This window comes from Pseudomonas parafulva NBRC 16636 = DSM 17004 (assembly GCF_000730645.1).
In the GTDB taxonomy this organism is placed as follows: Bacteria; Pseudomonadota; Gammaproteobacteria; order Pseudomonadales; family Pseudomonadaceae; genus Aquipseudomonas; species Aquipseudomonas parafulva.
Window position 1 is genome coordinate 167596 of the sequence record NZ_BBIU01000005.1, and the last position, 20505, is coordinate 188100.

A 20505-nucleotide genomic window follows, 5' to 3' on the forward strand; every position below is an offset into this window, starting at 1 on the left:
CTGGCGGCATGGGCCAAAAGCCTGAACCTGTCGCCTCGGTATCAAACACCCAAGCCCCGTATCCGCAAGGATGCGGGGCTTTTGTTTGGCTATAGGGTGAGTGCGCGTGTTTTTCGCTGTCGCCCTGTGCCTTTTGCCGCTTGCCAGCGTCGAAATGCGGTCCCTATCCTTTTGGCACCTGGCATTTCGGGAACCTGGTATGACTTTCATTTCAAGCAATTTGAACAACCTCCTGGCGGCCTGCTGGTTTGTGCTGTGCTGGGGCGGCTACACACGCTATGCCCTCTGGAAGGGTCGGGACACCGCGTGCCTTGCCAGTGTGTTGCACCTGTACCGTGAAGACTGGATGCGCCGCATGTTGTTGCGTGACAACCGTATTGCCGATGCCAGCGTGATCGGCAACCTTGAGCGCAACGCCTCGTTCTTCGCCTCCAGCACCCTGATCATCCTCGCCGGCATCCTGACGGTGCTGGGGGCGTCCGACCGAGCCTTGTCGCTGCTCGCTGACTTGCCTCTGGTTCAGCAGGCCTCCCAAGGGATGTCGGAAATCAAGCTGCTGTGCCTGGCGACGGTGTTCGTGTACGCCTTTTTCACCTTCAGCTGGTGCATGCGGCAGTACAACTTCGCCGCGGTGCTGGTGGGGTCGGCACCCATGATCGGCGAGCGCCAGGTCAATGAAATGGAGCGCAAGGCGTTTGCCGCGCGTGCAGCGCGGGTGCTGTCGTTGGCCGCCAACCAATTCAACTTCGGGCTGCGGTCGTATTATTTCGGCATGGCGATGTTGAGCTGGTTCATCAGCCCGTGGTTGTTCATGGGCATTAGCGTGGGGGTAGTGTTAATTCTGTATCGCCGCGAGTTCCATTCCGATGTACTTGACGTGATGGTATTTACGCCCACGGAAAGTTCAGCGACCGAAGTACCCGGGCAGCGTTCAAATGTGAATGACTGAAACGGCTAGCCTAATTATTTCAGGCATAAAAAAACCCGACAATGTCGGGTTTTTTTAGCGGCGCGATTACTGCTTGGCAGGTTCGGCCGGAACAGTGGTCGCCGGCGTGGCCGGGGCGGCCTCTTCAGCAGCCTTCTGGTTGGCTTCGGCCTGGTCTTTGGCGGCTTCGGCGTTTTCCTTGGCAGCGTCGTTCATCTTGTCCTGAGCATCACCCATTTTTTCCTGGGCTTGTTCACGGTGTTCTTGTGCGTCCTGGGCTTTGTCTTCGCTCGCTTTATCGCAAGCGGCCAGGCCCATGGCAGCAGCCAGCATCAGAGCAAAAGCAAATGGTTTACGCATGGGGGTGTTTCTCCTTGGTGGAATAAGTTGGCTTGTTCCTTCGAGTGGGGCCTCCTGAAATAAGTTCCACGGTAATTTCACAGGTATAAACATGTTTTTGAGGTGCAGGCACTTCTACTGTCTGCAGGGTCCTGCCATCGCGCATCGGGGGGCGCCTCGCTCACCCTGGCGCAGGTGCATTCAAGGTTCGCACCGCAAAAGCCCTTGAAATCATCCGGGCAGCCCCCATCTGCATGTCATCCGCCGCCAACGCAGCCAACCGGGCCGCTTGGCGACTACTGCCATCAGATCGGAGTGTGACGACCATGAGTGTGGAGACTCAAAAAGAAACCCTGGGCTTCCAGACCGAGGTGAAGCAGCTGCTGCACCTCATGATTCATTCCCTGTACTCGAACAAGGAGATCTTCCTGCGTGAATTGATCTCCAACGCCTCCGATGCGGCCGACAAGCTGCGTTTCGAAGCACTGGCCAAGCCCGAGCTGTTCGAAAACGATGCCGACCTGAGGATCCGCCTGACCTTCGACAAAGATGCCGGCACCGTCACCCTCGAGGACAACGGCATCGGCATGAGCCGTGAGGATGTCATCACGCACCTGGGCACCATCGCCAAGTCGGGCACTGCCGACTTCATGAAGAACCTCACCGGTGACCAGAAGAAGGACTCGCACCTGATCGGTCAGTTTGGCGTTGGCTTCTACTCGGCGTTCATTGTTGCCGACCAGGTCGATGTCTACAGCCGCCGTGCTGGCCAACCGGCCAGCGAAGGTGTGCACTGGTCGTCGAAGGGCGAGGGCGACTTCGAAGTGGCCACCGTCGACAAGCCAGAGCGCGGCACCCGCATCGTCCTGCACCTGAAGAAGGACGAGCAGGAGTTCGCCGATGGCTGGCGCCTGCGCAACGTGGTCAAGAAGTACTCTGACCATATCGCGCTGCCCATCCAGCTGCCCAAGGAGCAGGCGGCGGCCGAAGGCGAAGAGCAGCCGGCTGAAGAGTGGGAAACCGTCAACCGTGCCAGCGCCCTGTGGACCCGTCCGCGTACCGAGATCAAGGACGAGGAGTACCAGGAGTTCTACAAGCACATCGGCCACGACTTCGAAAACCCGCTGGCCTGGAGCCACAACAAGGTTGAAGGCAAGCTCGAGTATAACTCGCTGCTGTACGTGCCGGCCCGTGCCCCGTTCGACCTGTACCAGCGTGAAGCGCCCCGCGGCCTGAAACTGTACGTACAGCGTGTGTTCATCATGGACCAGGCCGAATCGTTCCTGCCGCTGTACCTGCGCTTCATCAAGGGCGTGGTCGACTCCAACGACCTGTCGCTGAACGTGTCGCGTGAAATTCTGCAGAAAGACCCGATCATCGACTCGATGAAGACGGCGCTGACCAAGCGCGTGTTGGACATGCTGGAAAAACTGGCCAAGAACGAGCCTGAGCAGTACAAGGGCTTCTGGAAAAACTTCGGGCAGGTGCTCAAGGAAGGCCCGGCCGAAGACTTCGCCAACAAGGAGAAAATCGCCGGCCTGCTGCGCTTTGCCTCCACCCATGACGAAAGCGGCGAGCAGAGCGTCAGCCTTGCCGATTACCTGGCGCGTGCCAAAGAAGGCCAGGACAAAGTCTACTACCTCACCGGCGAATCCTACGCGCAGGTCAAGAACAGCCCACACCTCGAGGTCTTCCGCAAGAAAGGCATCGAAGTGCTGCTGCTGACCGACCGTATCGATGAGTGGCTGATGAGCTACCTCACCGAATTCGATGGCAAGGCGTTCGTCGATGTGGCCCGTGGCGACCTGGACTTGGGCAAGCTGGATTCGGAAGAAGACAAGAAGGCCCAGGAAGAAGTCGCCAAGGACAAGGAAGGCCTGGTGGAGCGCTTGAAAGCTGCCCTGGGTGAAAGCGTGGCCGAGGTGCGGGTATCCCACCGCCTGACGGACTCGCCGGCAATCCTGGCGATCGGAGAACAGGACCTGGGCCTGCAAATGCGCCAGATTCTGGAAGCCAGCGGTCAGAAAGTGCCAGATTCCAAGCCGATCTTCGAATTCAACCCGACACACCCGCTGATCGAGAAGCTCGACCACGAACAGAGCGAGGACCGTTTCGCCGAGTTGTCGCACATCCTGTTCGATCAGGCCGCGCTTGCCGCGGGTGACAGCCTGAAGGACCCTGCCGCCTATGTACGGCGCCTGAACAAGCTGCTGGTCGAATTGTCTGCTTGAATTGATGCATGGCAAAGCCCGCTTCGGCGGGCTTTTTTCATGGTGCACGCCTGAGGAGTAAAGGATGAGCAAGGTAATCGTCGAGTCGCTGGTGTATCACCTGGCCGGCAAAACCTACGAAAGCCGCCTGGTGTATGAGCCGGGCGCCCTGGGCCGCCCAGGGCTGGTGATGGCGCCGAACTGGATGGGCATTGCCGAAGGGGCTGAGCGCATCGCCAAGGAGGTGGCTGAGCAGGGCTACGTGGTGCTGCTCGCGGACCTGTACGGCCAGTCGATTCGCCCGTCGAATGCCGACGAGGCAGGGGCTGCAATGATGCCGCTAAAAAATGACCGCGCTGAGCTGCGCAAACGCATGCAGGAAGCATTGGCGCAGCTGCTCGGGCAATCCAAGGCGTTGCTGGCACCTGGCAAGGCCGCCACATTCGGCTTCTGTTTTGGCGGTTGCTGTGCGCTGGAGTTGGCGCGCTCAGGCGCCGATTTGCGTGCTGCGGTGTCGTTCCACGGCACCCTCGACACCCCCAACCCGGATGACGCAAAGAATATCAAGGGCTCGGTCCTGGTGTTGCATGGCGCGTCCGACCCGCTGGTACCGAAGGACCAGCTGCCAGCGTTCGAGGCGGAAATGAATGCAGCCAAGGTGGACTGGCAACTGCTGAGCTACGGCGGTGCGGTTCATTCCTTCACTGACCCGGGCGCCAACGTGCCAGGCAAGATGCAGTACGACAGGCGCACTGCCGAGCGGGCGTTCCGGTCGATGCATAACCTGCTGAGTGAAGTGTTCCACCCCTAGTGCACGGGCTTGTAATAGGGGCGCGCTGAACCGTCCCGCCTGCTGGCGGGTCTATTCGGTTCGTCCCCGTACAAGGAAGCTGACCATGAACGCCAAAGCGCTGGCCTGCGCCGTTGTAGTTGCCTGGCTATGCCAGGCAGCACAGGCCCGTGAGTACCGCTACAGCGATGCTCACCTGCATTATGTGGATTTCTTCCAGGAAACCGAGGGCATGCCGGCGCTGCTCAAGGCCATGGATGCCGCAGGTATCGACCAATCGATGATTTCCGGCATTCCGGTTGCCAAGAAATGGCACGAGGACGAGCCCAAGCGGCCCCGCTATTACGCCGGCGATGACGCCGATGCCTACTGGTACAGTGCCACGGACACCTACGTAGCGGCTGCCATCCAGAAACTCCCCCCTGAACAGCGTCAGCGCTTTCATCCCTTTCTGACCGGCATCAACCCGGTGGACAAGAATGCCGTGAGCCACATCGAGCGCATGCTCGACCTGTACCCAGGCCTGTGGCAGGGCATCGGCGAAGTGTTCACCCGCCATGACGACCTGACCGCGCTGACCAGTGGCGAGACGCCGCGGGCCAATAACGAGGCCATGACGCGCATCTATCACCTGGCCGCCGAGCGCGATCTGCCGGTACTGCTGCACTCGAATATCACCTCCAAGCGCGAGCGTAACCCGTTGTACCTGGCGGAGATCGAGGAGCCCCTGCGCGAGCACCCCCACACACGCTTCATCTGGGCCCATGCCGGCAGCAGCATGGAGATTCACCGGCACCAGACCCGCATGGATTTCTTGCTCCCCGTATTGACCCGGCTGCTGGAGGACTACCCCAACCTTTATGTGGACCTGTCCTGGAGCGTGCTTGAGCCTTACCTGCTGGATGAGCAGGGCAAGCCACAGCAGCCATGGCTGGAGTTGGTGCAGAAATACCCCGACCGGTTCATGCTGGGGTCGGATGTAGTCGGGCGTTTCGGGAGCCTTGGCGAGCAGATGCACGGGTTCAAACCGTTTCTGGACGCCTTGCCCGAACCTGTGGCCAACAAGGTCGCGCGCGAGAACTTTCTGGCGGTGTTACCCAAGCCCAAGTAAACGCCTGAAAACAAAAACGCCCCGAACCAGTCGGGGCGTTTTGCATCTACCGCAGCAGCGCCTTACTTGCCTTCCCAGCGCTTGAGCACCAGGGTGGCGTTGGTGCCGCCGAAGCCGAAGCTGTTGCTCATGACCGTATCGACCTTGGCGTTTTCTTCGGTTTTGCGCAGGATTGGCAGGTCGGCAACCTCAGGGTCCAGCTCGTCGATGTTGGCGGAGCCGGCGATGAAATTGTTTTCCATCATCAGCAGGCAGTAAATCGCCTCGTGTACACCGGCAGCACCCAGAGAGTGGCCCGACAGGCTCTTGGTCGAGCTGATTTTCGGCGCATTGCCGCCAAACACTTCCCGCACGCCCTTGATCTCGGCAACATCACCTACGGGGGTGGAGGTGCCGTGGGTGTTCAGGTAGTCGATTGGGGTGTCGACAGTCGCCAGTGCCTGCTGCATGCAGCGAATGGCGCCTTCACCGCTTGGCGCGACCATGTCGTAGCCATCGGAAGTGGCGCCGTAGCCGACGATCTCGGCGTAGATCTTGGCGCCACGGGCGAGGGCGTGTTCCAGCTCCTCGACCACGACCATGCCGCCGCCACCGGCGATGACGAAGCCGTCACGGTCGGCGTCGTAGGCACGGGAGGCCTGTTCAGGGGTGTCGTTGCGCTTGGTCGACAGGGCGCCCATGGCATCGAACAGGAACGACTGGCTCCAGTGCTCTTCTTCACCGCCACCGGCGAACACGATGTCCTGCTTGCCCCACTGGATCTGCTCCAGCGCGGTGCCGATGCAGTGCGCGGACGTGGCGCACGCCGACGAGATCGAGTAGTTCAGGCCCTTGATCTTGAACGGGGTGGCCAGGCACGCCGACACGGTGCTGCCCATGGTGCGGGTAACCCGGTAGGGGCCCACACGCTTGACGCCTTTCTCGCGCAGGGTGTCCAGCGCTTCCATCTGGTTCAGGGTCGATGCACCGCCCGAACCTGCCACCAGGCCGGTACGCGGGTTGGAAACCTGCTCTTCGGTCAGGCCGGCATCCTTGATCGCGTCCTGCATGGCCAGGTAGGCATAGGCAGCGGCATGGCCGACGAAGCGGAAGACCTTGCGGTCGATCAGTTCTTCGAGGTTGAGGTCGATGGACCCGGAAACCTGGCTACGCAGCCCCATTTCCTTGTATTCCGGGTTGGAACGGATACCCGAACGGCTGTTGCGCAGGTTTTCGGTGACGGTAGCTTTGTCATTGCCCAGGCACGATACGATGCCCAGACCAGTGATAACGACGCGGCGCATGCGAATAACCCTTAGAAATTGTCAGTGGAGGTGAACACGCCGACCCGCAGGCCTTCGGCTGTGTAGATCTCGCGGCCGTCTACGCTGACAGAACCATCGGCGATGGCCATGTTCAGCTTGCCTTTCAGGACGCGCTTGATGTGAATGTTGTACGTGACTTTCTTGGCGGTGGGCAGCACCTGGCCGAAGAATTTCACCTCGCCCGAGCCCAGCGCACGACCGCGGCCTGGCAGGCCCTGCCAGCCGAGGAAGAAACCGACCAACTGCCACATGGCGTCAAGGCCCAGGCAGCCTGGCATGACGGGGTCACCTTCGAAGTGGCAGGCGAAGAACCACAGGTCCGGGGTGATATCCAGCTCGGCGACCAATTCACCTTTGCCGTACTTGCCGCCTTCTTCACTGATGTGGGTGATGCGATCGACCATCAGCATGTTCGGCGCGGGCAGTTGCGCATTACCTGGGCCGAACAGCTCACCGCGACTGCAGCGCAGCAGGTCTTCCCGAGTAAAGGCGTGTTGTTTGGTCATGCGAGCTCCTCAATAACCCCCTGCGGCAGGGGATGAATCTTCCCGGCCGGCCCGTTACGCATCGCGTCCGGGGCGGCAGCCTACAGGTAGACTATTGCGTTGTGGTGAAAGTCACAGTGCGCCTGTCGAAAGAAGTACAGGTGTGCACTGAAACGTCTATTTTCAGGTCCGAAGAACGTCCTGTCCAGTCTTTAAGACTGCCGCACTTTAGCATTTATCGCCAGTCGCGGTTGCCTCCCCCGGCAGCCAACGCTGCAACACCTGCTGCAGTTCACTGCGGCGCAAGGGTTTGCTCAGGTAATCGTCCATGCCCGCAGCCAGGCATCGCTCGCGGTCGCCCTGTAGCGCATTGGCCGTGAGGGCGATGATCGGTAGGGCTTTGCCATTGGGCAGCAGGCGGATACGGCGGGTAGCCTCGAAACCGTCCATGAACGGCAGGCCGCAATCCATCAGGATCGCATCGAACCGTTGCTGTTCTACCTGCGCGACGGCTTGTTGACCGTCGTCGGCCGTGCTTACGTTCAAGCCCAGGCTGCGCAGCATGGCCTCGGTGACGCTCTGGTTGACCAGGTTGTCCTCCACCAGCAGCACTTGGCGCCCTTCAACCCACTGCAGTTGGCCCCGTTCGGGTGCTGCCGACGCCGCAGGCCGGGTAGTGAGGGTGAGGGGCATCTCCAGGGTAAAGGTGGACCCGCGGCCCTCGCCGCTCTGGCCACGCAGGTTGCCCCCCATGCGTTCGGCCAGCGTTCGGGCGATGGACAAGCCCAGCCCAGTGCCACCGTAACGGCGCGAGATCGAGCTGTCGGCCTGCTGGAACGCCACGAACATCAGCTCGAGGCGCTCGCTGTCGATGCCGATACCGGTGTCGCGTACATCACAGGTAAGCCAGATCAGCTGGTCATCCAGGGCTTGCCAGCGCGCCTGCACCTGCACATGGCCATGTTCGGTAAACTTCAGCGCGTTGCCGATCAGGTTCAGCAGGATCTGGCGGATGCGCGTAGGGTCACCGTTCACCTGCAACTGCGCGGTATCGGCTGCCAGTTCCAGTTGCAGGCCCAAGCCCCGTTGCTGGGCAGTGTGCTGGAACGACTGCACGCAACTGCTGATGAGTTCGCCGAGGTTGAAATCGATGTGCTCCAGTTGCAGCGCATCGCGCTCGATCCGCGAGAAATCGAGAATATCGTTGATGACCTTGAGCAGATGCCCGGTGGATTCGCTGGCCACCGCCGTGTAGTCGGCCTGCTCATTGCTCAGCGGGGTGGTCTCCAGCAGTTGCAGCATGCCCAGTACGCCATTCATGGGTGTGCGCAGTTCGTGGCTCATCATGGCCAGGAAGTCCGACTTGGCGCGGTTGGCCTGCTCGGCTTCTTCCCGTGCCTGGATCAGCTCGGCGATGGCCTGTTTCTGCTCGGCGCTGGCCTGTTCCAGGGCGTGGGCCAGGTTATTGATGTGGCGGGCCAGGTGGCCGAGTTCGCTGTCATCCACCACCGGCACGGGCGTGTCGTACTGCCCCTGCTGAATGGCTTTCACCGCATGGCCCATGTCACTGATCGGCTTGGCCAGGTTCAGCGCCAGGCGCCGGGCCAGCAGGAAGGTGAACAGCAGGGCGAACAGGGCCAGTACGGCGGCCTTTATGACAATTTCCTGCTGCCGCTGGCTGAAGGCATCGTCCGACATGCCAACGATCACCCGGCCAAGGTAATCATCCCCAATGGCCGGTGCAGCGCTCGGGCCTTGCTGCAGGAAGTCGTTCTCCAGGCGGATTTGCTGCAGGCGGATGGGCGCCTGGAACACTTCCACCCGCTGCGCGCGGTTGATGCTTTCGTCCGACTGCTCAACGTAGACCAGGATATGGTTACGGCTGTCCTGCACTTCCAGAAAGCGCACGTGCGGGATGGTCAGCGTGGCGCGCATGAGGCTTTCGAGCACTTCGTTGTTACCCGAAATCACCCCGTACTCCGACGCCGGTGCCAACTGGTTGGCGATCAGTTGGCCGGTGTGGTTGAGCTCCTGGCGCAAGTCCTGGATGCGCACGAACGTGAAGAAACTGATCAGCAGCAGGGTCAGCAACAGGGCAGGGCCGAGGCTGATGATCTGGGTGCGGGTGTGGATGTCCCAGCTCAGGCGTTTGCTCATGGCGTGGGGGCTCCTTCGGCCAGCGCCTTGGCGGCAACGTTGACGTCGATGGGTTCAAGGCCGAGGGCGCGTGCCACCTGCTGGTTGCCGCTGACCCCGAACTGGTGGGGGTACAGGCTGCGCGGCCACCGTGCAGGCGCTTGGTCGAGCAGGTGGTCCAGTACCGCGATCCAGTCGTCCTGGTCGCTGTAGGTGCTGGCCAGGGCGCCGGCGCGCACGAATGCGGCGTTCGGGCCAATCAGTGCCATTTGCCGGCCGTAGCTGCTCAACAGTAGGTTTTTCGCGGTCTTGGAGTTATACAGGTCAGGGTCGTCGAGCCCCAACAGCACATCACTGTTGGCCAGCACGTGTTGAAGCGGGCGGCTGTCGAGCGGGTCTGGCCACGCCTGGGCGACGATCTCCAGCCCCAAAGGGCCGGCAGCCTGGCGCAGTTCGTCAAGCAAAAAGCGGCTGTGTTCACCGTAGAGCACCCCAACGCGCTGGGCCTGCGGTAACAGGTAATGGGCCAGGCGCAGTTGCCGGCCCAGCGGCGGGTCGCTCCACAGCAAGGTGAGAAACCCGGGGCGGGACTTTCCCAGGCGCTGTTCAACCTGTACCCGCCCTACGCGCATCGCCAGTGCCGGCGGGCCGGCGCTCTCCGACAAGCGCCATTCCAGTGCATCGTTATCCAGCAGTACCAAGCGCTGATCCGGCTTCAGGCTGCCTGGGCGCGGCAGCTCGGTGGCCGACTGAAAGTGCACATGGTCATGGGGGCGGCGGCTTTCCAGTGCCGCAATGAAACTGCGAATACCCGGCTGGTCCTGGGCCCCGACCAGCAGGATTTCGCCGGCAGACAATGGCCCCATTGGCCATAGACACAGCAGCGCCAGGCGCAGCAGCAGGGCCATCAGAACTCCAGCTCCGCGCTCACGCTCAGCCGATGGCGGCTGTCGTAGCGGTTCTGCACGGCGGTGGTCGGTTCGTCGTCCAGGCGCTGTTGCCACAGTGCGGCCAGCTCGAGGCTGTTGCCGTAGACCCGCCAACGCTTGGCCAGGCGCAGGTCCAGGCGTTCGTAGCGGTATTGGTTGAGCGCATCGTCGCCATAATAGAACACCGCACTGGACCAGCCATCGCCCCAGTTCCTCATCCAGCCAGCCGACCCGCTGTTGTGCGCACTCAGGCGGCGGTCATCCGGGTTGCTGGCCCAGGCGTCCACATGGGAATAGGTCAGGCGCAGCCGGTCGCGCAGGGTAGGGCGCCAGTCAAGCTGCGCCTCGCTACCGCTGAAGCGGGCGCGGTTGGCATTGCTGGCGATGTACTGGTTATTCTTCAGCGGCTCGCTGATCATCCCGGTGATCTCGTCGTAGAACAGCTTCACATCCATGCTCAGGTCGATATCGCTGAAGTAGCCGTTGTAGCCCACCTCGCGTGAGCGCATGCGCTCCTGCTCCAGGTCGCCAGGCCCGCGCGTCTTGACGAAGTATTGGCCGCGCTGCTGGCCAAAGGCATACGGGCTGAGGTTGGTGACTGTGTAGCTCCAGTTGACGTTGTTCTCGAACATGTCCGGCGAGCGCACCGCCTCCGAGTACACCGCCCGCAGGCCGTGGCGCGGGGTGATCAGGTAATTGACCGCCACCCGCGGCGTAAGCGAGCTGCCGGACAGGCGCGAGTCCTCCAGCATGGCGCCACCCTGCACGATCCAGTGCTCGTCGGCGCGCCATTCCAGTTGCCCGAACAGGCGCCAGGTCTGGTCATCGACGCTGCCGTTGAAGTAGGTCTGGGAGTCGGCACGATCATACCGGTAGTTCATGCCACTGAGCAGGCGCAGGTTGTCGGTCAGGCTCAGGGTGTCCTGGATTTCCAGGTCGTAGCGGGTTTCGCGGGTGCTCTGGTCGACGTCGCCGCAGACCACATTCTTGCCACCGCCGGTTTGCCACTGCGCCTTGATGGCCTCGACCAACGCCTGCTCCTGCGGGTTGCTGCTGGGGGGCGGGTTGTTGGCGCCACGGGCCACCTGCTCGGCGTAGTTGGGGTTGAGCTGCCACAGGCGCGTGAGCTCGGGGCTGAACGACAGCGCCGCATCGCACGCCCGCCAGACTTGCTGGCGGTCGAAGTGCTGCGCCGAGCCTTGCACGTACAGGCTGTGGTCCGGGTTGAAGTCGATGTTCCAGCGGACTGACCCTGCGTAATCCTTGGCGTCGACATCGGCATTGTCGCCGCGCTGGGTGACGTAGGGGAACACGGGCTGGTACGTATAGGGCCGCTGGTTGCTGCCCTCCTTGGCTGCCAGTTGCCATTCCAGGGTCTGGTCGGGCGCCAGGGTGTGGCTGGCGCTGAGGTTGAGGCGGGTGGCGCGGCGGCTGTCCCGGTAGTCCTGGCCGAACTGGTTGTGGTCGAAGCCATCATCCTGCTGCCCCGACAGCGACAGGCGCATGTCGCCGCCGTCCCAGCCGAAGCCGTGACTGGCATAGAAGTCATTGATACCGTTCTGGCCACGGGTCATTTTCAGGCGTGAGCCATGGCTGTCTGCCGGGTTGCGGGTGAGAATGTTGACCACGGCCATCAGTGCGTTGGCGCCATAGCTGACGGTGTTGGGCCCGCGGAACACCTCGATGCGCTCGATGTCTTCCATGGCCAGCGGTATATCGCTCCAGTCCACCGTGGCCAGCCCGGCCCGGTACACCGAACGCCCGTCGATCAGCACCTGCATGCGGCGCGCCTCGTTGGCGTTGCTGCCGTGGTAGTTGACCGTGGGCTGGTTGCCCGCGCCGTAACCCACCATCATGCCCGGGACCAGGCGCAGCAGTTCGGGGATATCCCGTGCACCACTGGCGCGGATCAGTTCGCTGTCCAGCACGGTCATGCTGCCTGGCACCGCCGCGGGGGATTGTTTCAGCCGCGTCGCGGTCAGAACCTGTGGCAGGTCGGTATTGTCGATGAACAGGTCGTCGGCCACGGCTGGCGCACCGAAGAGGGCGGTCAGTACGAGCAGGTGCGGGTACGGGGGCGAGCCAGGGAACACGGAGCGGCCTTGTATCAGAGTTGAATTAAACAGGCATGGTAACTGACCTTTGGCGTTTTGCCAGTGATCTGCGCCGGGTTGCACGCCGGTTGTGGGATTATCGCCACCCGCCTTGGCGCGGGCCTGGCGAGCCGTATAATGCGCCCGTCGCCACTTACTTTTTGGCTTTAACGGATTGGATATGACTGAACAGCAACCTGTTGCAGTTCTGGGGGGCGGCAGCTTCGGCACCGCCGTGGCGAACCTGCTGGCGGAAAATGGCGTGCCCGTGCGCCAGTGGATGCGCGACCCGGCCCAGGCCGAGGCCATGCGCGCCAACCGCGAGAATCCGCGCTACCTCAAGGGCATTCGCCTGCAGGACGGCGTTGAACCGGTCAATGACCTGCTGGCTACGTTGCAGGCCTGCGACCTGATCTTCGTCGCACTGCCGTCCAGCGCCTTGCGCAGCGTGCTGGCCCCCCATGCCGAGCTGCTCAGCGGCAAGGGCCTGGTCAGCCTGACCAAAGGCATCGAGGCGCAGACGTTCAAGCTGATGAGCCAGATCGTCGAAGAAATCGCCCCTCAGGCACGTATCGGCGTGCTGTCCGGCCCCAATTTGGCCCGGGAAATCGCCGAGCATGCGTTGACCGCAACGGTGGTGGCCAGTGAAGACGAGCTGCTGTGCCAGCAGGTACAGGAGGTGCTGCATGGGCGTACCTTCCGGGTCTACGCCAGTGGCGACCGGTTTGGCGTCGAACTGGGCGGGGCGCTGAAGAACGTCTACGCCATCATCGCCGGCATGGCGGTGGCCCTGGGCATGGGCGAGAACACCAAGAGCATGCTGATTACCCGTGCCCTGGCCGAGATGACCCGTTTTGCGGTAAGCCAGGGCGCGAACCCCATGACTTTCCTGGGGCTCGCGGGTGTCGGTGACCTGATCGTCACCTGTTCCTCGCCCAAAAGCCGTAACTACCAGGTTGGTCATGCCCTGGGCCAGGGCCTTAGCCTTGAAGAGGCGGTCAACCGCCTGGGCGAAGTGGCCGAGGGCGTCAACACCCTCAAGGTGCTCAAGGCCAAGGCCCAGCAGGCGCAAATCTACATGCCGCTGGTGGCGGGCCTGCACGCCATTCTGTTCGAAGGCCGTACGCTGGATCAGGTCATCGAGCACCTGATGCGCGCCGAGCCCAAGACCGATGTCGATTTCATTTCCATCAGCGGCTTCAACTGAGCCGCAGGTGGCCTTCGTCGCAGCAAGGAGCGAAACATGAACGATACCCCCGAACGCGCCCAGCGCGAGTCCATCATCCTGCGGGTGGTGTGGATGCTGGTGTTTGCAGTGGTGTGGCAACTGGCCGAGCTGCTGCTCGGCGGCCTGGTGCTGGTGCAGCTGGTCTATCGCCTGATCTATGGTGCCCCCAGCGCCAGCCTGATGAATTTCGGCGACAGCCTCAGCCAGTTCCTGGCCCAGATCGGCCGTTTCGGCACTTTCCACACCGATCAGAAGCCCTGGCCGTTCGCTGACTGGCCAGCCCCGCGTGCCCCCGAAGGTGAGGCCGCGCACAGCGTGCCACCGGCTCCGCACCCGGTTCGCGATGAGGAACCGAAGCTGTGAACCTGTGGGTATTGCGCCACGGCGAAGCCGAACCACGGGCCAACACGGATGCCGAACGGCGCCTGACTGCCCATGGCCGCGAACAGGTGCTGCACAGCGCTGCACGCCTGTTGGGCAAACCCTTGCGGGCAATAATCGCCAGCCCGTATGTACGGGCCCAGCAAACCGCTGCGCTGGTGCATGGCACCCTCGGCTTTACCGAACCGGTCCGCACCGTGCCTTGGCTGACCCCTGAAAGCGACGTGCAGCAGGTGATCGGCGAAATCGAGCAACTGGGCTTGCAGCATGTGTTGCTGGTCAGCCACCAGCCCCTGGTCGGCCACCTGGTCACGATGCTCGAGCAGGGGGCTCACCAGCGGCCTGCGGCCATGAGCACCGCCAGCCTGGCTGAACTGGAAGGCGACTGGCCACTGGCCGGGCTGATGACGCTCAGGGGCATCCATTCGCCTGCGTGAGCGGGCGCCATGGGTGAACGTTCTTCAGTGGGCAACTGGCATTTCTGTCAGTTGCCCCGGGTGCTGGCCTGTTGCTAGCTTGGCCGCACACTTCGCGCTCAAGGCGGCTTGCATGACAGGCGATATCTGGGAATTGTTGAATTCGCTGGACCTGCAGTCCACCGTGGCCAAGGTAGAGCAGGGCGTTGCGCTTGATTTTGCCCAGCATACGCTGCTGCGGGAGGTGGCCGATGCCAGGTTCTACCAGCTGATGCGCAAGGTCAGCGCCGCCAGCCTGGAGCCTGCCACCCGTGAGCTCATCGAAGCTGACCTGCGGGCCCTGCAGGAGGCCTGCCTGCATGTTGCCCATTTGCTGCAGATCAGCTGCCTGGCACTGCGTCGGCTGGGGCTCGACGCCGCCGAACAGCGCCTGGCCCGCGAGGCCCTGGAAAGCCAGCAGGCCTGCATTCAGGCTTGCCTGCGCCGCTCGCTGGCGAGCTTCGACCGCTCGGCGTGACCTGATTGCCCTTGCCGATGACCTATCCGAACGTTGCCTGAACGTGCGCGGGTGCAGACAATGGGCCATCACCCATCGCCCGGATACGCGCCATGTCGCAGCCGATCTTCTTCGCCCACGCCAACGGTTTTCCATCGGCCACCTACGGCAAGCTGTTCGCTGCCCTGGCGCCGGACTACCACGTGCAGCACTTGCCCCAGCATGGCCACGACCCGCGCTTTCCGGTGGATGACAACTGGCAGAACCTGGTTGACGAGCTGTTGCATCACCTGGCGTTGCAACCGCAACCGGTATGGGGGGTGGGCCACTCGCTGGGGGGCGTTTTGCACCTGCACGCGGCCCTGCGCCGGCCCGACCTGTACCGCGGTGTGGTCATGCTTGACTCACCCGTGCTTACCCGTGCCGATCAGTGGCTGCTGCGCATCGCCAAGCGGCTGGGGTTCATCGACCGCATCACCCCCGCAGGGCGTACACTGGGCCGCCGTTCGGAGTTCGAGGACCGGGACAGCGCGCGGCAGTATTTCGCCGGCAAGTCGCTGTTCCGCCAGTTTGACCCGGAGTGCCTGGACGCGTACATCGAGCACGGGCTTCTTGAGCAGCAGCAGAAACTGCAGTTGCGCTTCGACCCCGCCACCGAAATCAGCATCTACCGCAGTATCCCCCATACCAGCCCGGCGCCTGCTCGCCAGCTGCAGGTGCCGTTGGCGATGGTGTGCGGCGAGCGCAGCGACGTCATCCGCCGCCACCATACCTTCACCGTGCGTGGCATGCCGCGGGGCGAGTTTCACAGCGTGCCAGGTGGGCACATGTTCCCGCTCGAGCGGCCCGCCGACACCGCCAGCCTGTTGAAGGGGCTGTTCGACCGCTGGGGGCAGGCATGAGCGCGGCGGTGGAAGAGGTTCGCCTGAGCCTCGGCCATATCGAGCTGGCCGCCCATTTGTTCGGCCCCGAGGACGGCCTGCCGGTCATTGCCCTGCATGGGTGGCTCGACAACGCCAACAGCTTCGCGCACCTGGCCCCACGGCTGAAGGGCCTGCGCATCGTGGCGCTGGACCTGGCAGGCCATGGGTACTCGCAGCATCGCCCGCCGGGTGCCGGTTATGCGCTGGCAGACTATGCCCATGACGTGCTGCGGGTGGCTGAGCAGCTGGGTTGGCAGCGGTTCGCGCTGCTTGGGCATTCGCTGGGGGCCATCATCTGCGTGCAACTGGCCGCTGCCTTGCCCGACCGGGTCAGCCACCTTGCCCTGATCGACGGCGTAATACCGCCCACCGGCGGTGAACAGGATGCGGCCGAGCGACTGGGCATGGCGTTGCAGGCGCAACTGCGGCTCGATGGCAAGCGCAAGTCGGTGTATGCCACCCAGGAGCAAGGCGTGCACGCCAGGATGAAAGGCATGGTGGCCGTCAGCCGCGAGGCCGCCGAGCTGCTGGCCCAGCGGGGCCTGATGCCTGTGCCGGGGGGGTACAGCTGGCGCAGTGACAGCCGCTTGACCCTGCCGTCGCCGGTGCGCCTCAGCGAAGCCCAGGCGATGGCCTACGTGATGCGGGTCAGTTGCCCGGTGCGGCTGGTGGTTGCGCAGAGTGGCATGCTGGCACGCAACACGGGGCTGCTGGAGCAGCTACCCTTCGAGCAGGTGACACTGCCCGGTGGCCATCACCTGCACCTGAACGATGAGCAGGGGGCGCAGCTTGTCGCAGACTGTTTCAATCGCTTCTTTGGCTTTGCTTGACTTGCACCGGACAAGTGTCGAGGCTTGGCGGGTTGATCAGGGAGACAACCATGCAACTGCCAGACATCCACATGCTTCACCTCGGCGCCGCGCGCCGCGTGGTTCGCCAATGAGCGCGCCCATTGCCCTGCGTTGCGCCTTGGCGGCCGGGCTTGCGCTGGCCAGCCCGCTGCTGTGGGCCAGCAGCCTGCCGGTGCCGGTAGATGCCAAGGTGGTCGACCAGCGGCCATCGGTGGAGCAGGAGCGCATTTACCCCATGGGCCCGCTGCGCAAGATCAGCGGCCGCCTGCGGGTTGAAAACAAGGTCGAGAGCCGTGGCCAGGTCAGTTCGGTTACCTACGAACTGCCGGTCGAACGCACCGCCCGCGAAGCGTTCACCAGTGCCCGCGAGGCCCTGCAGCAGGCGGGCGGCTACCCGCTGTTCTGGTGCCAGGGCCGCGATTGTGGCGAGGCCAGCATCTGGGCCAACGACGTGTTCGCCAATGCCCGCCTCAATGGGGGTGACGAGCAGCAGGCATTTATCCTGCTGCGCCGCTCCGCAGAGCAAGCCGACACCCTGGTCGCGCTGTACAGCGTCACCCGCGGCAACCGCCGTGCCTACCTGCATGTCGAAGAGTTCGTCGCAGCCAGCCCGCTTGGCGATCTGTTGCCCACCGCCGCCACCGTACTGCGCGAAATGCGCGACACCGGCAAGCTCGACTACCCGGACCTGGCAGCGCCTAACGCTGCCTGGGCCACCTTGTTGGCGCGCAGCCTGAACCTCGACAGCACGCTGCGGGCAAGCCTCAGCGGTGCCAAGGCCGAAGACTGGCGCCAGGCACTGATAAAGGCCGGAGTACGCAGTGCGCGCCTTGAAACGGGTGATGCGCCAACCGATGGCCTGCACCTCGAACTGATCCGCTGAACGAGCAACACCATGCTTAACAACGACCGCCTGCTGGTCCAGATCCTGCTGCTGGCACTGCTGGGCGCTGGCCTGTGGGTCATGGCGCCTTTCATCTCGGCCCTGTTGTGGGGCGCGATCCTGGCCTTCGCCAGTTGGCCGGTGATGCGCCTGCTCACCGGCGCATTGGGCGGTCGCGAAACCCTGGCAGCCAGCCTGCTGACCACCGCCTGGATTCTTATCGTAGCCCTGCCGCTGGTGTGGCTGGGCTTCAACCTGGCCGACCACATTCGTGACGCCACGGCATTCGTGCGGGATGTGCAGGTCGATGGCCTGCCAGACGCCCCCGCCTGGGTAGGCAGCCTGCCTTTTGTCGGTGAGCGTCTGGTGAGTTGGTGGCAGTCCCTGGACCAGCAGGGCGCTGCACTGCTGGCGTCGGTCAAGCCCTACCTGGGGCAGGTGGGCAACTGGTTGCTGGCCCGCAGCGCGCAGATCGGCAGCGGGGTGCTGGAGCTCACCCTGAGCCTGGTGTTCGTGTTTTTCTTCTACCGTGACGGCCCACGCCTGTCGGCGTTCGTGCTGCGCCTGCTGCACCGGCTGATGGGCGAACGTGCCGAGTATTACCTCAACCTGGTCGCCGGCACCGTGCAACGGGTGGTCAACGGGGTGATCGGCACTGCCGCGGCGCAGGGCCTGCTGGCCATGATCGGCTTCCTGATTGCGGGTGTGCCCGGCGCCATCGTGCTGGGCCTGGTTACCTTCATGCTCAGCCTGATCCCCATGGGCCCGCCGCTGGCCTGGATTCCGGTCACCGGCTGGCTGGTGTGGAAGGGGGATTACGGCATGGCCGTTTTCATGAGCATCTGGGGCACCTTCGTCATCAGCGGCGTGGACAACGTGCTCAAGCCCTACCTGATCAGCCGCGGTGGCGACCTGCCCTTGGTCATCGTGCTGCTGGGCGTCTTCGGCGGGCTGTTGGCCTTTGGCTTCATTGGGCTATTCATCGGGCCGACATTGCTGGCGGTGGGCTACAGCCTGCTGCTGGACTGGAGCCGCAATGCCGAACAGCCGCCGTCTGCCTGACGCCCCGTAGCCAGGCCCAGGTCAGATCTTTACGCATTCTTTATACCAAGCCCCCCTGAGCGATCTCGCCCCTTTACGCGCCTGAACCGGACAATTCCCCCAAAGCGGCCACTGCCGCACCAAGGGGAGAACCATTGATGAACGTACTCGACGGGTTGTCACTGCTGCTGGCAGTGGCATTGGCGGTTTACCTGCTGGTGGCGCTGTTGTGCGCCGACCGCAGCTAGGTGGCGCCCATGCACAGTTACGACATCGCGTTGCTGCTGGCATTTTTTGCCATCGTCCTGTTACCTGCACCCTGGCTCGGGCGCTTCTACTACAACGTCATGGAAGGCCAGCGCACCTGGCTCACCCCCGTGCTGGGCCCGGTCGAGCGGGCGTGCTACCGGCTGGCAGGGGTATCACCAGGGCATGAGCAGGGCTGGCGGCACTATGCGCTGGCCCTTCTGGCGTTCAACCTGGCCGGGTTCGTGCTGCTGTTCGGGGTTTTGTTGCTGCAAGGCCATTTGCCCCTGAACCCCCAGCACCTGCCAGGGCAGGAATGGTCACTGGCACTCAACACGGCCGTGAGCTTCGTGACCAACACCAACTGGCAGGCCTACAGCGGGGAGGCTTCCGTCAGCTACCTGAGCCAGATGCTCGGGCTGACCGTGCAGAACTTCGTCAGCGCCGCCACAGGCCTGGCAGTGCTGGTTGCCCTGTGCCGCGGCATTGCACGGCGCACGTCGGCCACGTTGGGTAATTTCTGGGTCGACCTGACACGTGCCACGCTTTACGGCCTGTTACCCCTGTGCCTGGTCCTGGCACTGCTGCTGGTTTGGCAGGGCGTACCGCAAACCTTCACCGACTATGTTCATGCCTTGACCCTGCAAGGTGCCGAACAGGTCATCCCGCTGGGCCCTGCTGCCAGCCAGATCGCCATCAAGCAGCTGGGCACCAACGGCGGTGGCTTCTTCGGCGTCAACTCGGCGCACCCGTTCGAGAACCCCACGGCGTTGAGCAACCTGCTGGAGGTAGGCGCGATCATCCTCATCCCGGTGGCCTTGGTATTCACCTTCGGCCACTACGTAAAAGACCTGCGCCAGAGCCGCGCGATTCTGGCCTGCATGCTGGCCCTGTTCCTGATCGGTGGCGCCACCGCGCTGTGGTCCGAACACCAGCCCAACCTGGCCCTGCAAAGCAGCCAGGTGCAGCAGACCGCACCGCTGGAGGGCAAGGAAAGCCGCTTCGGCGTAACGGGCTCGGTGCTGTGGACGGCTACCACCACGGCCGCTTCCAATGGTTCGGTCAATGCCATGCACGACAGCCTCAACCCACTGACCGGCATGGTCGCCATGATCAACATGATGGTCGGTGAGGTGATCTTCGGCGGGGTGGGGGCGGGCCTTTACGGCATGCTGCTGTTCGTGTTGATCGCGGTGTTTCTGGCCGGGCTGATGATTGGCCGCACACCCGAATACCTGGGCAAGAAACTGCAGGCCCGTGAGGTGCAACTGCTGGTGGCGACCCTGCTGGTGATGCCGGTCGGCGTGCTGGTGCTCGGGGCCATCGCTGCCAGCCTGCCAGGCCCTGCAGCGGCCATCAGCAACCCAGGGCCCCACGGCTTCAGCCAACTGCTGTATGCCTACACCTCGGGTGCTGCCAACAACGGTTCGGCGTTCGCCGGGTTTGGCGCCAACACCGTGTTCCACAACCTGATGATCGCGCTGGCGATGCTGATCGGGCGCTTCGGCTACATCCTCCCGGTGCTGGCGCTGGCCGGTAGCCTGGCGGCGAAGCGCAGCGCTGCGCAGGGGCTTAACAGTTTCCCGACCCATGGGCCGCTGTTCACCGGCCTGCTGCTGCTGACCATCCTGCTGGTAGGGGGGCTGACCTTCCTGCCCACACTGGCCCTTGGGCCGGTCGCCGAACACCTGAGCCAGGTCTACTGAGGACTCACC

20 protein-coding genes are annotated in these 20505 nt (G+C 63.3%); 14 read left to right on the forward strand and 6 right to left on the reverse strand.

Going from position 1 to position 20505, the window contains the following annotated elements; translation table 11 throughout:
- Nucleotides 1–199 precede the first annotated feature (199 nt).
- Nucleotides 200–949: a DUF599 domain-containing protein gene (locus tag PPA02S_RS03675; protein WP_028632228.1), complete on the forward strand. Its 750-nt coding sequence runs from the start codon at nucleotides 200–202 to the stop codon at nucleotides 947–949.
- A gap of 66 nt (nucleotides 950–1015) precedes the next feature.
- On the opposite strand, the gene PPA02S_RS03680 is transcribed toward PPA02S_RS03675, so the two are convergent.
- On the reverse strand, nucleotides 1016–1288 hold the full coding sequence (locus PPA02S_RS03680) for a hypothetical protein (protein ID WP_028632229.1): 273 nt from the start codon (nucleotides 1286–1288) through the stop codon (nucleotides 1016–1018).
- A gap of 305 nt (nucleotides 1289–1593) precedes the next feature.
- Here PPA02S_RS03680 and htpG point away from each other — a divergent pair, with 305 nt between their 5' ends.
- From htpG to PPA02S_RS03695, 3 genes are all read left to right on the forward strand, one after another.
- On the forward strand, nucleotides 1594–3498 hold the full coding sequence (htpG, locus tag PPA02S_RS03685) for a molecular chaperone HtpG (RefSeq protein WP_028632230.1): 1905 nt from the start codon (nucleotides 1594–1596) through the stop codon (nucleotides 3496–3498).
- Between the two features lie 64 nt (nucleotides 3499–3562).
- Nucleotides 3563–4288 carry a dienelactone hydrolase family protein gene (locus PPA02S_RS03690; RefSeq protein ID WP_028632231.1) on the forward strand — a complete coding sequence of 242 codons (726 nt, stop codon included), beginning with the start codon at nucleotides 3563–3565 and terminating at the stop codon, nucleotides 4286–4288.
- Nucleotides 4289–4373: 85 nt separating this feature from the next.
- Nucleotides 4374–5378 (forward strand): amidohydrolase family protein, encoded by a 1005-nt coding sequence (locus PPA02S_RS03695; protein WP_028632232.1) that lies wholly within the window; start codon nucleotides 4374–4376, stop codon nucleotides 5376–5378.
- Between the two features lie 62 nt (nucleotides 5379–5440).
- Here PPA02S_RS03695 and fabB read toward each other — a convergent pair whose 3' ends face one another.
- From fabB to PPA02S_RS03720, 5 genes are all read right to left on the reverse strand, one after another.
- On the reverse strand, nucleotides 5441–6661 hold the full coding sequence (fabB, locus tag PPA02S_RS03700) for a beta-ketoacyl-ACP synthase I (protein WP_028632233.1): 1221 nt from the start codon (nucleotides 6659–6661) through the stop codon (nucleotides 5441–5443).
- Nucleotides 6662–6672: 11 nt separating this feature from the next.
- Nucleotides 6673–7188, reverse strand: coding sequence for a 3-hydroxyacyl-[acyl-carrier-protein] dehydratase FabA (gene fabA / locus PPA02S_RS03705; RefSeq protein ID WP_008089108.1), 516 nt, complete (start codon nucleotides 7186–7188; stop codon nucleotides 6673–6675).
- 207 nt (nucleotides 7189–7395) lie between these two features.
- A complete protein-coding gene (locus PPA02S_RS03710; RefSeq protein WP_028632234.1) occupies nucleotides 7396–9324 on the reverse strand; it encodes an ATP-binding protein in 1929 nt (642 codons plus the stop codon).
- A complete protein-coding gene (locus tag PPA02S_RS03715; protein WP_028632235.1) occupies nucleotides 9321–10211 on the reverse strand; it encodes an ABC transporter substrate-binding protein in 891 nt (296 codons plus the stop codon). The genes PPA02S_RS03710 and PPA02S_RS03715 overlap by 4 nt, the downstream gene beginning before the upstream one ends.
- The gene (locus PPA02S_RS03720) at nucleotides 10211–12325 is read right to left on the reverse strand and encodes a TonB-dependent receptor plug domain-containing protein (protein ID WP_028632236.1); all 2115 of its coding nucleotides are present in this window, start codon (nucleotides 12323–12325) and stop codon (nucleotides 10211–10213) included. Before PPA02S_RS03720 ends, PPA02S_RS03715 begins: the two co-directional genes overlap by 1 nt.
- Nucleotides 12326–12506: 181 nt before the next feature.
- On the opposite strand from PPA02S_RS03720, the gene PPA02S_RS03725 reads away from it, so the two are divergent.
- The 10 genes from PPA02S_RS03725 (at nucleotide 12507) to kdpA (ending at nucleotide 20496) form a co-directional block, all read left to right on the forward strand.
- Nucleotides 12507–13532: an NAD(P)H-dependent glycerol-3-phosphate dehydrogenase gene (locus tag PPA02S_RS03725; RefSeq protein WP_028632237.1), complete on the forward strand. Its 1026-nt coding sequence runs from the start codon at nucleotides 12507–12509 to the stop codon at nucleotides 13530–13532.
- 36 nt (nucleotides 13533–13568) lie between these two features.
- Nucleotides 13569–13916, forward strand: coding sequence for a DUF4389 domain-containing protein (locus PPA02S_RS03730; protein WP_028632238.1), 348 nt, complete (start codon nucleotides 13569–13571; stop codon nucleotides 13914–13916).
- On the forward strand, nucleotides 13913–14371 hold the full coding sequence (gene sixA, locus PPA02S_RS03735; protein ID WP_028632239.1) for a phosphohistidine phosphatase SixA: 459 nt from the start codon (nucleotides 13913–13915) through the stop codon (nucleotides 14369–14371). Before PPA02S_RS03730 ends, sixA begins: the two co-directional genes overlap by 4 nt.
- Before the next feature lie 112 nt (nucleotides 14372–14483).
- Complete coding sequence (locus tag PPA02S_RS03740) at nucleotides 14484–14867, forward strand: hypothetical protein (RefSeq protein ID WP_028632240.1); 384 nt, start codon at nucleotides 14484–14486, stop codon at nucleotides 14865–14867.
- 92 nt (nucleotides 14868–14959) lie between these two features.
- Nucleotides 14960–15748 (forward strand): alpha/beta fold hydrolase, encoded by a 789-nt coding sequence (locus tag PPA02S_RS03745; RefSeq protein ID WP_028632241.1) that lies wholly within the window; start codon nucleotides 14960–14962, stop codon nucleotides 15746–15748.
- On the forward strand, nucleotides 15745–16599 hold the full coding sequence (locus PPA02S_RS03750) for an alpha/beta hydrolase (RefSeq protein WP_028632242.1): 855 nt from the start codon (nucleotides 15745–15747) through the stop codon (nucleotides 16597–16599). Before PPA02S_RS03745 ends, PPA02S_RS03750 begins: the two co-directional genes overlap by 4 nt.
- Nucleotides 16600–16708: 109 nt before the next feature.
- Complete coding sequence (locus PPA02S_RS03755; protein WP_028632243.1) at nucleotides 16709–17503, forward strand: DUF4892 domain-containing protein; 795 nt, start codon at nucleotides 16709–16711, stop codon at nucleotides 17501–17503.
- Between the two features lie 12 nt (nucleotides 17504–17515).
- A complete protein-coding gene (locus tag PPA02S_RS03760) occupies nucleotides 17516–18565 on the forward strand; it encodes an AI-2E family transporter (protein ID WP_028632244.1) in 1050 nt (349 codons plus the stop codon).
- 137 nt (nucleotides 18566–18702) lie between these two features.
- On the forward strand, nucleotides 18703–18792 hold the full coding sequence (gene kdpF / locus PPA02S_RS03765; protein WP_033727914.1) for a K(+)-transporting ATPase subunit F: 90 nt from the start codon (nucleotides 18703–18705) through the stop codon (nucleotides 18790–18792).
- A gap of 9 nt (nucleotides 18793–18801) precedes the next feature.
- Nucleotides 18802–20496, forward strand: coding sequence for a potassium-transporting ATPase subunit KdpA (gene kdpA / locus PPA02S_RS03770; protein ID WP_028632245.1), 1695 nt, complete (start codon nucleotides 18802–18804; stop codon nucleotides 20494–20496).
- Nucleotides 20497–20505: the final 9 nt, after the last annotated feature.